We start from the raw sequence: 16,084 nt of genomic DNA on the forward strand, positions 1-16,084 counted from the left end.
CCTCGGCGAGAGGAGAGCGCTGATGGCGGATGAGCCCGCGCTGCTCGAGGAACTGCACCGGCTGCGCGCCCGCGTGCCGCAGCTGACCGGAGCGCTCGCGGCCAGCGTGGACGGCCTGGTGCTCGCCCACGACACCCCCGGCGTGGAACCGGAGGGACTGGCCGCGCTCACCGCCGCCGCCCTCGGCGTGGCGATCCGCACCACCGACGCCACCGGCCGGGGCGAGCTGCGCGAGCTGCTGCTGCGCGGTCACCTCGGTTACGTCGCCACCTACGCGGCCGGCGCCCACGCCGTGCTGACCCTGCTCGCCCAGGACCGCGTCAACGTCGGCCGGCTGCACCTGGAGGGCCGGCGGGCGGGCGCCCGCATCGGCGAGCTGGTGGACGCCGCGGCCCTGGCCCCCGCCCGGCCCGCCGTCCGGCCCGCGCCGCGCACCCGCACCGCCCGCACGGCCGCCTCCCCCGCCGCGGGTCCCACGACCACCACCACACCGCGCGGCACCACACCGCGGACCACCACGGAAAGTTGAGAGGACACCCCGTCATGGCCAACACCGAAACCGCCCTCAAGGAAGCGCTCGCCTCCATCGAGGGCGCGACCGGAGCCGCGCTCGTCGACTACACCAGCGGGATGGCGCTGGGCACGATCGGCGGCAGCAAGACCTTCGACCTGAACGTCGCCGCGGCCGGCAACACCGACGTGATCCGCGCCAAGATCCGCACCATGGAGCACCTCGGCCTCAAGGCCGAGATCGAGGACATCCTGATCACGCTCACCGACCAGTACCACCTGATCCGGCTGCTCACCGGCCGCGGCGGCAACGGGCTCTTCCTCTACCTGGTGCTGGACGCCAAGCGGGCCAACCTGGCGATGGCCCGCCACCAGCTGAAGCGGATCGAGGAGTCCCTGGAGGTCTGACCGGCCCTCAGACCAGCGCCGCGGTGCGGCGGCGCGCCCCGCCCGGGGCCGCGTCGCCCGCCGCGATGCCGGTGCTGCGGTAGCCCTTGACGGCCTTGCCCGCGGGGCGTCCGCCGCGCCGGCCCAGCCAGTCCACGCGCACCCACAGCAGCGCGTCCGCCTCCCGCTCGCGGCGGCCCAGCCAGGCCGACTTCAGCCACAGGCCCACCGCGCAGCCCGCGAGCAGTCCTCCGCCGGCCGCCGGGACCGCGAAGGACGAGCCCAGGGCGGCCGCGAAGGCCACCAGGAGCCACCAGCGGTGGCCCCGCCGCCAGTTCCGTACAGTGACGGCCCGGTCCTGGAGCACGTCGTGCCGGCCCGCGCGGGCGGCCCCGCGCGCCAGGGTCCGGTAGCGGCGCCGCCCCCGGTACGCCACGACGGCCGCCGTCACGAGGAACAGCGCCGCCGCGGCGAGCACCCCGATCCGCCGTCCCGTGATGCCCGGCACCGGTACACCGACGCCCGCCGCGACCACCCCGCACCACCACAGGGGGGCCGCTCCGGCCCGTACGACCACGGCCACCCGGGCCAGACCGTGCGCTCTGCGATCCGCGCGTGCCACCTTCCGCCTCCTCGCCGTCTCGGCACGAACACGTCAGCCGGGAGCGTAGCGAGCGAACGTGAGACGACTCTGAGAAAGGACACCCCGGATCCGCGCACCGCACACGCCGCGGCTCACTCCACGAACAGCCCCCGGGCCACCGCCCGCGCGTCGAACTCCTCCAGCCGCGCCTGGGCGTCGGGCAGGTCGTCGCACATCGCCTCCAGCAGCACCCGCCCGAGCAGCATCGGCGCGCAGGCGGTGTCGAAGGCGAGGCCGGTGCCGACGGCGGCCGGCAGCAGCAGGTCGGACACCTTGGCGACGGGCGCGAACGCCGAGTCGGCGACGGTCACCACGGTCAGCCCGGCCTCCCGGGCGTGCCCGAGGGTGTCGACGACCTCGCGGGGGTGCCGGGGCAGCGCGAAGCACAGCAGCGCCGTGGCTCCCGCGCGGACGGCGGCGTCGATCCGGTCGTGGACCATCGTGCCGCCCTCGTGCAGCAGCCGTACGTCCGGGTGGACCTTGGCGGCGAAGTAGGCGAAGCCGTACGCCTGGGAGGCGGCGGCCCGCAGCCCGAGGACGGGCAGCGGCCGGGACGCGGCGAGGATCCGCCCGGCCCGGTGCACGGGCCCGGGGTCGGCGAGGGCGTCGGCGAGGTGGCGCAGGTTCTCGATCTCGGCCTCGACGGCCTGCTGGTACTCGTTGAACGCGCCGTTGCCCGCGTCCTGCCCGGCCGGGGCGACCTCGCGCAGGTGGCGGCGCAGCGCCGGGTAGCCGTCGAAGCCGAGGGCGACCGCGAAGCGGGTGACGGAGGGCTGGCTGACGCCGGCCAGGTCGGCCAGCTCCACGCTGGACAGGAAGGGCACGTCGGCGGCCCGCCGGACCATGCTGTGCGCGATCCGCCGCTGGGTCGGCGTGAGCCGGTGCCCCTCGAAGAGCGCCTGCAGCCGCGCGGCCGGGCTGTCCGTCATGACCGTGCTCCCCCTTGCGTCGTATTCAGTCTCCCTGAACTCTGCATGAGGTCATACAGCGGAGCAAGGGAGCCGAGGGGGGGCAGGGGTGGCACGGGCCGGCACGGGCGGTCGCCGGAGGGCCGACAGGGGGGCTACCCCCAGTGCGCCGGGGCGCGGCGCTCCCTAGCGTGGACGCATGACCGGAATGGACGCGCGGGACACCGAGCTCAAGAAGGAACTGAACGCCACCCTGCAGGCCCGCAGGGAACTCGGCGAGGAGTACGACTCCGCGCTCGTCGAATCCTTCCTGGAGAAGGTCGACCAGCGCATCGACGGGGCGGTCGAGCGCCGGGTCCGCCGGCAGCTGGCCGAGCACCAGATGGTCGCGGCCCGCGACGCGCGCTCACCGAAGGCCACCGACTCCTGGGGCGAGCGCTTCGGCTTCGGCATCGTCTCGCTGGTGCTGGCGGTGCCGCTCTCGGCGATCGGCGCGGGCACGGCACACCTGCCCGGCCTGATCGTCTCGTGGTTCGGCATCGTCGGCGTCAACGCGGTCCAGGCGGCGCGCACCCACCCGGGCCTGTTCGGCCGCCGCGGGAAGAAGGACACCGGGGACGACTGGACGGACTGAGCGGGGCGGTGTGCGCGGGGACCGCCGCACCCCCGTGAACGGGGGGCGGGACGACGGCGGTCCCCGCGAAGGACGCGGGCCGGGTCAGGCCGGGTCACGCGTCCGTGGCGTCCATGGAGGTCCGGGAGCCGCTCCGGAGGTCCGTGACGCCGTTCGCCGCCGGCCGGAACGGGGAGCCGCTCCCGTCCCTGCCGACATCCCTCAATCTGCCGGATGCGTGTTAAGCGTGTGCTGCGTGGACGTGACGCCCTCGTACCAGTTGTGCGCCGTCGCGATCGGCCCCGGACACCGCACGTTCGCCGCGTACACGGCCGGTTCACCGCAGCTTCGCCGCTACTTCCCGCCCTTGGCCAGGAAGGCCAGCAGGTCCTGACGGCTGACCACACCGGTCGGCTTGCCCTCCACCAGGACGATCGCCGCGTCCGCCGCGCCGAGCACGGACATCAGGTCGCCGACCGGCTCACCGGAGCCGACCTGCGGCAGCGGGGCCGACATGTGCTTCTCCAGCGGGTCCTCCAGCGAGGCCCGCTTGGTGAACAGGGCGTCCAGCAGCTCGCGCTCGACGATGGAACCGACGACCTCGGCCGCCATCACGTCCGGGTGACCGGCGCCCGGCTTGACCACGGGCATCTGGGAGACGCCGTACTCGCGCAGCACCTCGATGGCCTCGCCGACCGTCTCCTCGGGGTGCATGTGGACGAGGGACGGGATCGCGCCGTGCACCTTGTCGCTCAGCACGTCGGCGACGCGGGCGCTCGGGCCGTCGTCCTCGAGGAAGCCGTAGTCGGCCATCCACTCGTCGTTGAAGATCTTGCTGAGGTAGCCGCGCCCGCTGTCGGGCAGCAGGACGACCACGACGTCGTCCTCGGTGAGCCGCTCGGCGACGCGCAGCGCGGCGACGACGGCCATGCCGCAGGAGCCGCCGACGAGCAGCCCCTCCTCCTTGGCCAGCCGCCGGGTCATCTGGAAGGAGTCCTTGTCGGACACGGGGACGATCTCGTCCGCGACGGTGCGGTCGTAGGCGGTCGGCCAGAAGTCCTCGCCGACGCCCTCGACGAGGTACGGGCGCCCGGAGCCGCCGGAGTACACCGAGCCCTCCGGGTCGGCGCCGATGACCCGGACCCGGCCCTCGCTGGCGTCCTTGAGGTAGCGGCCGGTGCCGGAGATGGTGCCGCCGGTGCCGACGCCGGTCACGAAGTGGGTGATCCGCCCCTCGGTCTGCTCCCACAGCTCGGGGCCGGTGGAGTGGTAGTGGGAGAGCGGGTTGTTGGGGTTGGAGTACTGGTCGGGCTTCCACGCGCCCGGCGTCTCACGGACGAGCCGGTCGGAGACGTTGTAGTACGAGTCCGGGTGCTCCGGGTCGACGGCGGTCGGGCAGACGACCACTTCGGCGCCGTAGGCCCGCAGGACGTTGATCTTGTCCGTGCTCACCTTGTCCGGGCAGACGAAGATGCACTTGTAGCCCTTCTGCTGGGCCACGATGGCGAGACCGACGCCGGTGTTGCCACTGGTCGGCTCGACGATCGTGCCGCCCGGCTTGAGCTCGCCGCTCTGCTCGGCCGCCTCGATCATGCGCAGGGCGATGCGGTCCTTCACGGAGCCGCCCGGGTTGAAGTACTCGACCTTGGCCAGGACGGTCGCCTTGATGCCCTTGGTCACGCTGTTGAGCCGCACCAGCGGGGTGTTGCCGACGAGGCTGATCATCGAGTCGTGGAAATGCACCGTTGTCTCCGGTTGCTTGCAAAAAGAGTGGTCGTCGTGGTCCCGCCAGCCTAAAGCGTGGACGGGTCGTTCACTCCCCGTCGGGATTGGGCCACCGTGCGTGCGGGGCAAGGAGTGGGTGTACGGGTTCGAGGAGGTGGCGGCGACGCATGACGAGCATGGCGAGGGCGAGGGTGGCCCGCCGCATCGCGGCCGGCGCGGCCTACGGCGGCGGCGGGGTCGGTCTGGCCGGGGCGGCGCTGATGGGGCTGCTGGTGGCGGAGGCGCAGCTGGCGCGGCGCCAGGTGTACGGCAACGGCGCGCAGCCGCACGTGCCGCAGGCGGACGGGGTGTACGGCCGGTCCTACGCGGTGCCGGGTGAGGACCCGCTGCTGCTGGTGCTGCTCGGCGACTCCACGGCGGCCGGCCAGGGGGTGCACCGCGCGGGCCAGACCCCGGGCGCGCTGCTGGCGTCGGGGCTCGCGGCGGTGGCCGAGCGGCCGGTGCGGCTGCGCAACGTCGCCCTGCCCGGCGCCCAGTCGGACGACCTGGACCGCCAGGTCGGCCTGGTGCTCGGCAACGGCGGCCGGGTGCCCGACGTGTGCGTGATCATGGTCGGCGCCAACGACGTGACCCACCGGATGCCGCCGACCCGCTCGGTGCGCCACCTGTCCTCGGCGGTACGGCGGCTGCGCACGGCGGGCGCCGAGGTGGTCGTGGGCACGTGTCCCGACCTGGGGACGATCGAGCCGGTGCAGCAGCCGCTGCGGTGGCTGGCGCGGCGGGCCTCGCGGCAGCTGGCGGCGGCGCAGACGATCGGCGTGGTGGAGCAGGGCGGGCGCACGGTGTCGCTGGGCGACCTGCTGGGACCGGAGTTCGAGGCGCACCCGCGCGAGCTGTTCGGGCCCGACCTGTACCACCCGTCGGCGGAGGGGTACGCGACGGCGGCGATGGCGGTGCTGCCCACGGTGTGCGCGGCGCTCGGCCTGTGGCCCGCGGAGGAGGAGCGCCCGGACAGCTTCCGGCGCGAGGGGTTCCTGCCGGTGGCCCGGGCGGCGGCGGAGGCCGTGGAGGAGGCCGGCACCGAGGTCACGGCGGCCATGCCGACGGGCCCGCGGGGTCCGTGGGCGCTGCTCAAGCGCCGCCGGCGCCGGCGGGTCACGGAGGCGGAGCCGGTTCGCCCGACGGTCTGACGGCCCGGCGGGGGGCGGCGGCGCCGGGCCCACCCCCACCGCGACAAAGCAAGCGCTTGGAAAGTGCGGTCAGGGTCACACGACCGCAGCCGTGACCCGGGCCATACGTACGGGTAACTTCCCAACCAGCCCTGCCCATCCTTCCGACGTACCGCCCTGGAGCCGTGATGCCCGAAGCCGTCATCGTCTCGACCGCCCGCTCCCCGATCGGCCGCGCCTTCAAGGGCTCCCTCAAGGACCTGCGCCCGGACGACCTCACCGCCAAGATCATCCAGGCGGCCCTCGCCAAGGTCCCCGAGCTGGACCCGCGGGACATCGAGGACCTGATGCTCGGCTGCGGCCTGCCCGGCGGTGAGCAGGGCAACAACCTGGCCCGCGTCGTGGCCGTGCAGATGGGGATGGACCACCTGCCCGGCTGCACGGTCACCCGCTACTGCTCGTCGTCGCTCCAGACCTCCCGCATGGCCCTGCACGCCATCAAGGCCGGCGAGGGCGACGTGTTCATCTCGGCGGGCGTGGAGACGGTCTCCCGTTTCGTGAAGGGGAACTCCGACAGCCTGCCCGACACGCACAACCCGCTGTTCGCCGAGGCCGAGGCCCGCACCGCCGAGGTCGCCCAGCAGGAGGGCACGAGCTGGCACGACCCGCGCGAGGACGGCCTGCTGCCCGACCCGTACATCGCGATGGGCCAGACCGCGGAGAACCTCGCCCGCCTCAAGGGCGTCACCCGCGCGGACATGGACGAGTTCGGCGTCCGCTCGCAGAACCTCGCCGAGGAAGCCATCAAGAACGGCTTCTGGGAGCGCGAGATCACCCCGGTGACCCTGCCCGACGGCTCGGTCGTCGCCAAGGACGACGGCCCCCGCCCCGGCGTCACCCTGGAGGGCGTCGCCGGCCTGAAGCCGGTGTTCCGCCCCGACGGCCTGGTCACCGCCGGCAACTGCTGCCCGCTCAACGACGGCGCCGCCGCGGTCGTCATCATGTCCGACACCAAGGCCCGCGAGCTGGGCCTGACCCCGCTCGCGCGGATCGTCTCCACCGGTGTCTCCGGCCTCTCCCCCGAGATCATGGGCCTCGGCCCGGTCGAGGCGAGCCGGCACGCCCTGCGCCGGGCCGGCCTGACCATCGACGACATCGACCTGGTCGAGATCAACGAGGCCTTCGCGGCCCAGGTGATCCCCTCCTACCGCGACCTGGGCATCGACCTGGACAAGCTGAACGTCAACGGCGGCGCCATCGCCGTCGGCCACCCCTTCGGGATGACCGGCGCCCGCATCACCGGCACGCTGATCAACTCGCTCCAGTTCCACGACAAGCAGTTCGGCCTGGAGACGATGTGCGTCGGCGGCGGCCAGGGCATGGCCATGGTCATCGAGCGCCTCAGCTGAGGCCGTTGACCACCCCAGCGTGACCGTCGCGGTACCTGCCGTGACGCCTCGGCCCGGAGTTCGGAACACGACCGAACTCCGGGCCGATTTGTGATCCAATTTCCCCCAGGATGTGACCTATCTCGCTCGCATCAGGGAACGCGCAGTTCAGAGGCGCTGCATCACCGAACCCCAGGTCCAAGGTCCTGCCCGTTTCGTGACGTTACGCACTGACAGCTGGATAGTCCGCCCTTCAAGCTGATGTAGGAAGTCGGGGGTCGACTTTGAACCGGGAGTACGTCAGTGAGCGCCATGCCGATCGCCCTGCTGGTCACCACGGCCGCCACCGGTGCCGTGGGCGTCGCCGTCCTGCGCACCCTGCTGAAGCTGCGGCGGCAGGTCACCGCGCTGCACGCCCAGCTCGCCGAGAACCACGCCGCGATGACGCGCGGCCTGGTGCCCGCCGCGCGCACCACGTCTGACGCCGCCGAGATACGGGCGGCGGTCGCCGAGGCGCTGGCCGAGGAGCGGGAACGCGAGCTCGCCGAGGCACGGGCGTTCTGGGCCGCCCAGGAGACGCGGGACGCCTCCGACGCGCCCACGCTGCTCGGGCTGCCCGACAGCGAGCTGTTCCTGCCCCGGCAGGCCGACTTCGCGGGTCTGGAGCCGCTCGAGCCGGTGACCGAGCCGGACGAGTTCGCCGCCGACTCCCCCGAACTGGCCGCGGCCCGCCGCCGCCACCCCTCCCACCCGGACTTCGTGCCCGTGCAGTCACCGGTCGTCAACGACCACGAGCGCACGGTGGCGACGCTGGAGGAACTGGCCGCGTCCCGGGTGGAGCTGACCGACGTGCGCCCCGGTCCCCTCGGCACGCTGGACGTCTACGTCTTCGCCGACGGCACGACCCTGTGCATGACGCCGGGCCACCGCGAGACCGCCGAGCGCCTGGCGGCCGCCCTCACCGCGGGCGAGGCCCCGGTGCTCCTCGGCGGCTCGGGCATCTCGGGCGCGTACACCCTGACCTTCGCGTGCGGCGAGGAGAACGTCTACATCCTGGCCGACCGGGTCATCGCGTCCCTCTGAGCGGGGCGGGCCGGTCCGGGCCGGCCCTGTCCCGTCCGATCGGGAGCCGGGCCCCGCGGCTCCGCCGGGCGGTAGGTCTCAGACGCCCGCCCGCTTCTGGGCTTCCTCGATCACCCGCACCGCCCGCTCCACCTCGTCGTCGGCGGACAGCACGACGGCCAAGTCGTTGGCGGCGACGGAGAGTTGGTCGGCGGCGGCGAACATGCCCGCGTCCGGCATGATCCGCGGCTCCGCCCCGGGCCGCTCCAGTTCCTGCGCCCACCGCGCGAGTTCCCTGGCCGCCGCGAGCGCCTCGGCGGCGGCCCCGCGCTGCAGGCGCGACTGCGGTGCCGCGCGCAACCGGTCGGCGAAGTGATCAACGGCTCGGCTCAACGGCGTCGTATCCACCACGGGCCCGAGCGTACGCGCCGCTGCCGCACTGTTGCCAACGGGCGGACGCTCAGGCACGGTGACCTGAAGGACCGGCTCACACCCCAGCATCCGGAGGCGCCGATGTCCCAAGTCTTCTCCGAGGAGACCCATCGCAACATGCTCGCCCGCATCCCCCACTGCACCGGTCGTGAAGTCTCCGACTGGCTGCGCACCGTCGACGAAGGCCCGGCCCTCTTCCGCTTCGAGGAGAAGGTCAGCTGGCTGCGCCACGAGCACAACCTCGCGTACGGCCACGCCAAGGCGATCATCCACGAGTACGACCTGAGGAGGGCCGCGCGCAAACTGCTCTAGGCGCGCACGACGACGGACGACGACCCGGAACGACGACGGGGGACGACGACGGGGGACGACGACGGGGGACGACGACGAAGGGCCCCGGGAGAACCCGGGGCCCTTTCGCCCGTCCGTGCGCGCGTGGGCGCGTGCGGTTCTTCGCTAGTCGTTGCTGTTCAGGATCGCGATGAGCCGCAGGAACTCGAGGTAGATCCACACCAGCGTCATGGTGAGGCCGAAGGCCGCGAGCCAGGCCTCCTCGCGCGGGGCGCCGTAGGCCACGCCGTCCTCGACCTGCTTGAAGTCCAGGGCGAGGAAGAGCGCGCCGAGGATCACGCCGATGACACCGAACACGACGCCGAGCGCGCCGCTGCGGAAGCCGAGGCCGTCACCGCCGCCGAAGACCGCGAACAGCAGGTTCACCGCCATCAGCAGCACGAAGCCGAGCGCCGCCGCCATCACGAAGCCGTAGAAGCGCCGCGTGACGCGGATCCAGCCCGCCTTGTACGCCACCAGGACGGCGGTGAAGACCGCCATGGTGCCGATCACGGCCTGCATGGCCGCGCCGCTGGCGATGCGGTTGTCGACGATGCTGGAGAGGACGCCGAGGAAGACGCCCTCCAGCGCGGCGTACGACAGGATCAGCGCGGGGGCCGGCCGGCGCTTGAAGGACTGGACGAAGGCCAGCACCATCGCGACCAGCGCGGCACCGATGCCGATGCCGTAGGACCGGTTGATGTTGGCGTCGTCGACCGGCAGCAGCGCCCAGGACAGCGCGGCCGTGACGACCAGGATGCCGAGCGTGGTCGCGGTGCGCGCGACGACGTCGTCCATCGTCATACGGCCGGCGGTGGTCACCGGGGCCGGGGGCGCTCCGGCGCCCTGCTGGGCGTAGGGGTCCGTGGCGTACGGGTTCTGCGCGTAGGGGTTGCCCGCCTGCTGTGCGTACGGGTTGCCCTGCGTGGCGACGGCGGGTCCCCCGGCCTGCGGCGCGGCGTCGAAGCCCGCGTAGCCGTTGTCGCGGCTGAACCCCCGTCGCGAGAAGACCGGGTTTCTGCTCCTCATTTCACTCCTCCATGGCCACCTCGCGTGGCCTTGGGCTCAAGAGTAATGGAAAGGCAAAGGATTGACTCTAGTGCTTGAGGAGGATCTTTCCCTGCCCGTGTCGCGGAACACGCTACGCGTCCGCGTGATTCCCGGCAGCGGGCGAACGGCGGTCATGACCGACCTGGAACACGTCCGGGACCGACCGGAGACCCGCCGTCGGTCCGGCGGGACGGGTGGCGACAGCCCGCGCCCGTGTTCATCCCCTGTCGGCGCTCGGGGGGCGGTGCGGTCAACGCCTGAAGGGAGGGTGCAGTCACCGCGCCGGTCGGAGGTGCCCAGAGCCGGACTTGAACCGCTGCCTACAACCGCGCTGACCTGCACTTTTCTCGTGACCTGCTCGTTTGCCCGCCGCTTCGGCTCGTTCGGAGCCGTTCCGAGCCGTTGTCACCCGTCCCGCGCGTCCTGCCTGTTCCCACGGGAACACGCCGGGAACAGCGTGCACGGTCCCTTTGTCCGGAACCCGCCCGCCGGCCGCCGACACGGCAGCGGCCCCGGCCCTCCGCCACGGGGGAAGCAGAGGAGCCGGGGCCACACCCCCGAAGCGTCACCGTCGCGCGCTCCAGGGGGGCTCAGGGAGCCGTCACGCGACCGCGCGCACCAGGATCGTGCCGATCGTGCGCGGCCCGGGCGGCGCCGGGAGGATCTTCGTCCGCACGTCGCGGAACCCGAAGCCGGCCAGCAGGCCGTGCCAGTCGTCCAGCTCGTAGTCCCACCGCCGCACGACGAGGGGGTCCTCGTCGTCGCCGCGGTTGATGTACGACGCCTGGCAGCCGTAGCAGCCCTTGACCGGCGGGCGCTGCGAGAAGGCGAGCACGCCGCCCGTCCGCAGCCGGGCCCGGACCGCTGGCAGCAGCCGGACCGGGTCGGTGAACCACATGGCACCGAACACCGAGTAGACCGCGTCGAAGTCTTCGCCGGTCTCCGCGGTGAGGAACTCCAGTGCGTCCCGCCGGTGAAGCGAGAGCCCCGCGCCCGACCAGCGCTCGCGCGCGGCCTGAAGCTGAGCCGGCGAGACATCGACCCCGACCGCGCGGGCGCCGAGCGTCGCCAGGTGAGCCAGGTTGCCGCCCTTGCCGCATCCGAGGTCCAGCACCCGGTGTCCTTGCTGCACGCCCAGCACCTCAGCGCCGGGGCCGTGGTCCGGGTACTGCGTCCAGTTGAACCAGGTGGTCTCACCAGCCGCATTCACCGGTCGCCGCTCGGGCCGCTGCTTCGAGTACGTGTCCCACGCCACGGTGCTCGTCGTCATGCGTTCATCCTTCCAGGGCGTCGGCCACCCGGCCCGGTGGACCGGGCGGCCGACAGTGTGCCTACCTCTTCCCGGAGTTCGGGCTGTCCGTGCACCCGGCGTGGCACTGCGTGCAGTCCCCCGATGCGGCCGGCCACAGCTCCAGGTCCGGTGTGTTACCGGTGTCCCGCATCACGGCGAGGGTGTCGTGGCGGACCGCCTTCTTGTCGCCGCTGTCGTCGCCGGGCAGTTCGGGCACGTGGTGCACGACGCCGCCGATCCGCTTCATGAGGGCGTCGCGGTCGGTCGTGTGCATGAGCCAGGCGTGCCAGCCGATGTCAACCAGCAGGCTCGGCGCCATCCGGACGTCGGGCCGCGCGGCGCTGGCGGCCTGGAACTTCGCCGACTCGACGACGAGGCGCCCGGCGAACTCGACGGTGAACTCGGGGTGCTCCTTGACGATGTACTGCGCGAGCCGGTCGCGGACCTCGTCCGGGACCAGCGCAGAGACGGGGAGCGCCTCGCGCTCCAGCATCGTGGTCACAACGTGCCTCCTGTACGGACAGCTCCCGTGCCGGGAGCGATGACCGGCCCCAGGTGAGGGGTCGGAGACTTGCCGTAGTCCGTGGCCCCGGCCATCCGCCACGGGGGAGGAGCGGACGTGCCGGGGCCACTCCCCCGAAGCGTCACTGTCGCGCGCTCCAGGGGGTCTCACGTCACGCGACGGCCACCGACCAGCTGCCGCGTGACAGAGTCATCACACCGTCGGGCTCGATCCGCACCCGCGCCCCGTACACCGGCAGAGTGCCCGACCGGTTGAGGCGGTTGCGGATCCGCTCCAGCGCATCCCACAGCCGCCGCGGGCCGCCCTGGTGCACGACCGGCGCCTCGAGGAACCCGGACGCCGTCGCCCGCGCCCACGACCCGTCCGCGTGGAGCAGCCACACCGTCCGCCGGCCGCCGTCCTCGCTGACGCGGTGCTCGATGCCGGGCTCGACGAGCGACAGCATCGACCACACGTCCCACGCGTCCGGCACGTACAGCAGCGGGTACCGGCTGGTGCTGACGTCCTCGCCGTCGAGGTCGCGCACGATCTGCCACAGGGCGTCGGCCGGCCGGTCGTAGTCGTCGCCGTGCCGCGTCTGCATGAACCCGGCCGGGTCCGGCTCGACGCGGCCGACCGCGCCGCCGTCGTCGGTCCTGTCGGCCGTGATGATCAGCCCGGTACCGGCGAGCGTCGTCACTAGCCGGCCGTGCGGCCGCAGCGCGGCCAGCCACGACACCGGGACGGGCCGCACCGACACCGTCGACACGATCCGGTCGTACTCCCCGGGCAGGGGGCCGGTCACGTCGCACACCGCCATCTGCGGGTGCATCCCGAGCCCGCACGCCAGCCGCGTCGATGCCGCCTTCACCAGGTACGGGTCGACGTCGACGCTCGTGACCTGCTCGGCGCCGAGCCGCCAGCACGCCAGCGCCGTGCCGTACCCGCTGCCGGTGGTGACCAGGACCCGCGAGCCGTCCGTGATCGACGCGTGCCGGTACATGGCGACGACCAGGCCCGGCAGCGTCGACGACGATGTCGGCAGACCCTGGCCAGCCGTACCGGGCTCGACCTCGTCGGCGTGCAGCGGCCCGACCCGGGTGACGAGCGTTCTGTTCGAGTACGCGGCGCTCATCCACGCCTCGGGATCCTCCGCCCCGTCACGCACAGTCCAGCCGTCGCCGTCGCGCTCCCACCAGCGCGGCACGAACACGTGCCGCGGGACGTACGAGAGCGGCTCGAACCACCGCGACTCGCGGCGCACAAGCTCCAGGGCGAGGGGCCGCGAGTGCCTGTGCCAGTCCACGTCCAAGTCCACGAAGGTCTCCTAGTCGTAGGCCGGCTCGCAGGCCGGCGTCTCTGCCGGCGAGCAGTCCGAGCCGTCCAGGTCCGGGTTGCACCCCATCGTGGCCTTGCCCGGCGAAGGCATGCACGAGTCCTCGTCCGGCGTGCACCCGGCCGACAACGCGTGCCGCTGCCGCGGGATGCTCGCCGCGACCCGCCCCCACGCCGCCCCGGCGAACACCGCCGCCAGACCCTGCTCCTTGACGCTCCCGGCGGGCAGGAACCGGCCGAGCACGCACGGCGTCACCGTGCCGTCCGGGAGGATCGCCGCCTTCCCGTCCGCGCAGCGGCCGCACAGCGCCGACGTCGACGGCAGCGAGCCAGCGGCCCCGTTGCCGACCGCGCGCACGTGGTCGATCCGCACCCACTTCACGCCCAGATCGGCCAGCTCCAGGCGGGCCTGCTCGCTGCGCTGCTCGGCCCGCATGTGGATGATGCCCACCTTCAACGGGATGCCCCGGCGCAGTGCCTCCACGATGGCCGCGCGGGTCCTGGCGTGGCTGCCGCGCCGTCCCGTGATCGCGTCGTGCTCGCGCGGGTCGTCGCTGTAGTACGACGTCGCCAGGCTCACCCCCGGCCGCGAAAACAGCAGCCACAGCCGGTCGCTCATCCGGTACAGGTTGCTGTAGACCTGCACCCGCAGCCCGCGCCCGAGGGCGTAGTCGACCAGCTCGATGAACTGCGGGTGCATCGTCGGCTCACCGCCGATCATCTGCACCGTCTGCACGCCGAGCGTGGCGGCCTCGTCGAGCACGCGCAACCAGTCGTCGCCCGACATGCTGCCGTGGCCCTTCGTCGGGCCCGCCTCGGCGTAGCAGTGCGACGAGCAGGTCAGCTGGCAGCGGCCGGTCAGCTCCAGTTCGAGGAACGTCGGCGCTGCGGGCGCTGGGGCTGGGGCTGGGGCTTCCGGGGCGATCGTCACGCGTCCTCCAAGACGTCGTCGTTGACGGGGAACCGGTGCGGGGCTCCTGGCCCGCAGGGGGTACGAGCCGTTCGAGGGCGTCCCCCGCACCGGAGACTGGGCGGGGATCGGCGAGCGAGCGGGGCGCGGGCCAGCGGCTCATCCAGTAGGCGATCGTCTTCGCCTTGAAGGCCTCAAGGCACGGCCCGCAGAAGAAGATCGGGGCGTGCTGCCCCTCCCACTGCACCGGCCCCACCCACGCCACGGGCACGTCTTCGTCGTCGCAGCGCCAGCAGGCACCACGAACCCACTCGACTCGCATGATCCCTTTCCTGCACGCCGCCCCGGACCGGACTGCCGGGGCGGCGGATCTCAGGTGGTGCCCGGCCGGCCCATGGACGCGAACCATTCCCGGCCGAGCACCTGCCCCGCGGTATCCGACCGCAGGGCGCCTACAGCGGGTCAGCTGACGGTCGGTGCGGGAACGGGGCGCAACTGCGCCCGCCTCACCGCAGCCAGGACGTCGCAGCTGTCCCGGTGGACGTAGCCGTTGAGTGCGGGACCGGAGCGGCTGTTCAGGATCGCCCGCCGCCACTGCTGGCCCTCGCTGATGGGATTCCCGCATCTGCCGCACTGACGCGCCCTCATCGCCGCTTCGATCTCGTCGCTTTCGAGGGGCTCGCCGAGCGGCCCGGGCCGCTCGTACAGGTCGAGCAGCGTCTGTGACGTCGACATGAGGTCCCGCACGTGCAACCAGGCGGTCACGCGCGTCCTCTTGTAGTCGTCGAGGTCCTCCAGGACCTGGTGCCCGCGGGTCAGGCCGTGCAGCGCCACCGTCCGCTTGAGCCCCCGCATACAGGGCGCCATCTCCAGGACGACGGGCATGAGCTGCTCGACGTGCTGCCGCAGCCCGTCGCACAGGCCGGCCAGGGCCTCGTCGTCGCTTTCGCGCGCGAACAGCCAGTCCCGGGCGACCGCGACGGACTCGCGGACCGTGTCGGCGTCGATACGGCTACCGGACATCGAGCGCGGTCTCCCTGAGCAGCTTGTTCCGCCCGGCGGTCACGAGGACGGCCACGTTGTCCGGCGAGCACAAGTCGCCCGGGCCGTGCATCGGCACCACCCAGTGGCAGAACGACACTTCGGGGTCCGTCACGTCCGTGCGGGGCACCCCGAGGAACGTGGCGCGGCCCAGACACTCGGCGTGCCCCTCGAACCTGCGGTCGAGCCACTCGGCGCGCTGCCCGGTCGAGACCGGCACGAGCACGTAGTAGTTGCCGTTGGCCTGGTCGGCGAACACCGGCCCGTCCAGCAGGTTGGCGAGCACGCCGCTCACCAGCTCCGGGTCGTCGGTCTCCACCGCGGCGTGCACGACGGCGCGGCGGATCCTCACGGCGGAGAACAGGCCGCCGAGCCGCAGCAGCGCGACCGTCGCGGTCTGCCACTCGGTCAGCGCCAGGTCGCGGGAGTCGGCAGCCGCCAGCAGCCAGGTCTGCGCGGAGATCGCCCGGTCCCGGGCGGTCTCCACTAACACCTCGCCGGCGTCCGGGTCGTACAGGTCGAGGTCGGTCATCACGCGACCTCGCGGGGCCGGCCGTGGAGGGCAGTCTCGGTGGCCGCCGCGAGCGCGGCTCGGACCTGCTCCAGGTGCGCCTCGCCCTCAGCGCGCGTCATGACGAGCTCTATGTCGCTGACCGGCTCGTCGACGGCGAACAAGGTCAGCGGGACGCGGACCTCTCCGGTCTGCCGGTCGCTGTACGGCGCGGCGCCGCGGCGGGGCGAGGCGTGCCAGCGAGGCGGGGGCGTATCCACGGGGTGACCTCCGGTTA

19 protein-coding genes are annotated in these 16,084 nt (G+C 72.9%); 7 read left to right on the top strand and 12 right to left on the bottom strand.

Features of this window, described 5'->3' with window-relative positions; genetic code table 11:
- The first annotated feature begins 22 nt into the window (after positions 1-22).
- Complete coding sequence (locus AQJ30_RS15210; RefSeq protein WP_067233698.1) at positions 23-529, top strand: roadblock/LC7 domain-containing protein; 507 nt, start codon at positions 23-25, stop codon at positions 527-529.
- Between the two features lie 14 nt (positions 530-543).
- Positions 544-918 carry a roadblock/LC7 domain-containing protein gene (locus tag AQJ30_RS15215; protein WP_067233700.1) on the top strand — a complete coding sequence of 125 codons (375 nt, stop codon included), beginning with the start codon at positions 544-546 and terminating at the stop codon, positions 916-918.
- A gap of 7 nt (positions 919-925) precedes the next feature.
- On the opposite strand, the gene AQJ30_RS15220 is transcribed toward AQJ30_RS15215, so the two are convergent.
- Both AQJ30_RS15220 and AQJ30_RS15225 read right to left on the bottom strand, forming a co-directional pair.
- Positions 926-1,519 (bottom strand): hypothetical protein, encoded by a 594-nt coding sequence (locus tag AQJ30_RS15220; protein ID WP_067233702.1) that lies wholly within the window; start codon positions 1,517-1,519, stop codon positions 926-928.
- A gap of 113 nt (positions 1,520-1,632) precedes the next feature.
- Entirely contained in the window at positions 1,633-2,469 is an 837-nt protein-coding gene (locus tag AQJ30_RS15225; protein ID WP_067233704.1) for a MurR/RpiR family transcriptional regulator, read from the bottom strand.
- 178 nt (positions 2,470-2,647) lie between these two features.
- On the opposite strand from AQJ30_RS15225, the gene AQJ30_RS15230 reads away from it, so the two are divergent.
- Complete coding sequence (locus tag AQJ30_RS15230; protein WP_107119592.1) at positions 2,648-3,082, top strand: hypothetical protein; 435 nt, start codon at positions 2,648-2,650, stop codon at positions 3,080-3,082.
- A gap of 333 nt (positions 3,083-3,415) precedes the next feature.
- Here AQJ30_RS15230 and AQJ30_RS15235 read toward each other — a convergent pair whose 3' ends face one another.
- A complete protein-coding gene (locus AQJ30_RS15235; protein ID WP_067233707.1) occupies positions 3,416-4,804 on the bottom strand; it encodes a cystathionine beta-synthase in 1,389 nt (462 codons plus the stop codon).
- Between the two features lie 149 nt (positions 4,805-4,953).
- Between AQJ30_RS15235 and AQJ30_RS15240 the strand changes: the two genes are divergently transcribed.
- The 3 genes from AQJ30_RS15240 (at position 4,954) to AQJ30_RS15250 (ending at position 8,426) form a co-directional block, all read left to right on the top strand.
- The gene (locus AQJ30_RS15240; RefSeq protein WP_067233709.1) at positions 4,954-5,976 is read left to right on the top strand and encodes an SGNH/GDSL hydrolase family protein; all 1,023 of its coding nucleotides are present in this window, start codon (positions 4,954-4,956) and stop codon (positions 5,974-5,976) included.
- Between the two features lie 167 nt (positions 5,977-6,143).
- Positions 6,144-7,364, top strand: coding sequence for an acetyl-CoA C-acetyltransferase (locus AQJ30_RS15245; RefSeq protein ID WP_067233710.1), 1,221 nt, complete (start codon positions 6,144-6,146; stop codon positions 7,362-7,364).
- Positions 7,365-7,655: 291 nt separating this feature from the next.
- Positions 7,656-8,426, top strand: a complete 771-nt coding sequence (locus tag AQJ30_RS15250; protein WP_211279006.1) for a hypothetical protein — start codon at positions 7,656-7,658, stop codon at positions 8,424-8,426.
- Positions 8,427-8,504: 78 nt separating this feature from the next.
- On the opposite strand, the gene AQJ30_RS15255 is transcribed toward AQJ30_RS15250, so the two are convergent.
- Positions 8,505-8,816: a hypothetical protein gene (locus AQJ30_RS15255; protein WP_067234709.1), complete on the bottom strand. Its 312-nt coding sequence runs from the start codon at positions 8,814-8,816 to the stop codon at positions 8,505-8,507.
- A gap of 102 nt (positions 8,817-8,918) precedes the next feature.
- Here AQJ30_RS15255 and AQJ30_RS15260 point away from each other — a divergent pair, with 102 nt between their 5' ends.
- Positions 8,919-9,149 (top strand): DUF4287 domain-containing protein, encoded by a 231-nt coding sequence (locus AQJ30_RS15260; protein WP_067233714.1) that lies wholly within the window; start codon positions 8,919-8,921, stop codon positions 9,147-9,149.
- A gap of 144 nt (positions 9,150-9,293) precedes the next feature.
- Here AQJ30_RS15260 and AQJ30_RS15265 read toward each other — a convergent pair whose 3' ends face one another.
- The 8 genes from AQJ30_RS15265 to AQJ30_RS15300 all read right to left on the bottom strand — a co-directional run bounded on the left by AQJ30_RS15265 (position 9,294) and on the right by AQJ30_RS15300 (position 16,067).
- The gene (locus AQJ30_RS15265) at positions 9,294-10,196 is read right to left on the bottom strand and encodes a Bax inhibitor-1/YccA family protein (protein WP_067233715.1); all 903 of its coding nucleotides are present in this window, start codon (positions 10,194-10,196) and stop codon (positions 9,294-9,296) included.
- Positions 10,197-10,818: 622 nt separating this feature from the next.
- A complete protein-coding gene (locus tag AQJ30_RS15270) occupies positions 10,819-11,487 on the bottom strand; it encodes a class I SAM-dependent methyltransferase (RefSeq protein WP_067233716.1) in 669 nt (222 codons plus the stop codon).
- 61 nt (positions 11,488-11,548) lie between these two features.
- The gene (locus AQJ30_RS15275) at positions 11,549-12,010 is read right to left on the bottom strand and encodes a glycine-rich domain-containing protein (RefSeq protein ID WP_079084062.1); all 462 of its coding nucleotides are present in this window, start codon (positions 12,008-12,010) and stop codon (positions 11,549-11,551) included.
- A 172-nt stretch (positions 12,011-12,182) separates the two neighbouring features.
- Complete coding sequence (locus AQJ30_RS15280; protein WP_067234713.1) at positions 12,183-13,316, bottom strand: methyltransferase domain-containing protein; 1,134 nt, start codon at positions 13,314-13,316, stop codon at positions 12,183-12,185.
- A 21-nt stretch (positions 13,317-13,337) separates the two neighbouring features.
- Positions 13,338-14,276: a radical SAM/SPASM domain-containing protein gene (locus AQJ30_RS15285; protein ID WP_067233717.1), complete on the bottom strand. Its 939-nt coding sequence runs from the start codon at positions 14,274-14,276 to the stop codon at positions 13,338-13,340.
- 441 nt (positions 14,277-14,717) lie between these two features.
- Positions 14,718-15,278 carry a DUF6415 family natural product biosynthesis protein gene (locus AQJ30_RS15290; RefSeq protein ID WP_067233719.1) on the bottom strand — a complete coding sequence of 187 codons (561 nt, stop codon included), beginning with the start codon at positions 15,276-15,278 and terminating at the stop codon, positions 14,718-14,720.
- Positions 15,268-15,828 (bottom strand): hypothetical protein, encoded by a 561-nt coding sequence (locus AQJ30_RS15295; RefSeq protein ID WP_067233720.1) that lies wholly within the window; start codon positions 15,826-15,828, stop codon positions 15,268-15,270. The genes AQJ30_RS15290 and AQJ30_RS15295 overlap by 11 nt, the downstream gene beginning before the upstream one ends.
- Entirely contained in the window at positions 15,828-16,067 is a 240-nt protein-coding gene (locus AQJ30_RS15300) for a hypothetical protein (protein WP_067233722.1), read from the bottom strand. The genes AQJ30_RS15295 and AQJ30_RS15300 overlap by 1 nt, the downstream gene beginning before the upstream one ends.
- Positions 16,068-16,084: the final 17 nt, after the last annotated feature.

Source organism: Streptomyces longwoodensis (assembly GCF_001514125.1).
Classification (GTDB): Bacteria; Actinomycetota; Actinomycetes; order Streptomycetales; family Streptomycetaceae; genus Streptomyces; species Streptomyces longwoodensis.

Excerpts from the sequence above, each read along its gene's own strand:
- AQJ30_RS15240 (WP_067233709.1), top strand. The coding sequence starts at position 4,954 with ATGACGAGCATGGCGAGGGCGAGGGTGGCCCGCCGCATCGCGGCCGGC.
- AQJ30_RS15265 (WP_067233715.1), bottom strand. The coding sequence starts at position 10,196 with ATGAGGAGCAGAAACCCGGTCTTCTCGCGACGGGGGTTCAGCCGCGAC.
- AQJ30_RS15270 (WP_067233716.1), bottom strand. The coding sequence starts at position 11,487 with ATGACGACGAGCACCGTGGCGTGGGACACGTACTCGAAGCAGCGGCCC.
- AQJ30_RS15260 (WP_067233714.1), top strand. The coding sequence starts at position 8,919 with ATGTCCCAAGTCTTCTCCGAGGAGACCCATCGCAACATGCTCGCCCGC.
- AQJ30_RS15225 (WP_067233704.1), bottom strand. The coding sequence starts at position 2,469 with ATGACGGACAGCCCGGCCGCGCGGCTGCAGGCGCTCTTCGAGGGGCAC.
- AQJ30_RS15245 (WP_067233710.1), top strand. The coding sequence starts at position 6,144 with ATGCCCGAAGCCGTCATCGTCTCGACCGCCCGCTCCCCGATCGGCCGC.
- AQJ30_RS15290 (WP_067233719.1), bottom strand. The coding sequence starts at position 15,278 with ATGTCCGGTAGCCGTATCGACGCCGACACGGTCCGCGAGTCCGTCGCG.
- AQJ30_RS15215 (WP_067233700.1), top strand. The coding sequence starts at position 544 with ATGGCCAACACCGAAACCGCCCTCAAGGAAGCGCTCGCCTCCATCGAG.
- AQJ30_RS15295 (WP_067233720.1), bottom strand. The coding sequence starts at position 15,828 with ATGACCGACCTCGACCTGTACGACCCGGACGCCGGCGAGGTGTTAGTG.
- AQJ30_RS15210 (WP_067233698.1), top strand. The coding sequence starts at position 23 with ATGGCGGATGAGCCCGCGCTGCTCGAGGAACTGCACCGGCTGCGCGCC.
- AQJ30_RS15250 (WP_211279006.1), top strand. The coding sequence starts at position 7,656 with ATGCCGATCGCCCTGCTGGTCACCACGGCCGCCACCGGTGCCGTGGGC.
- AQJ30_RS15230 (WP_107119592.1), top strand. The coding sequence starts at position 2,648 with ATGACCGGAATGGACGCGCGGGACACCGAGCTCAAGAAGGAACTGAAC.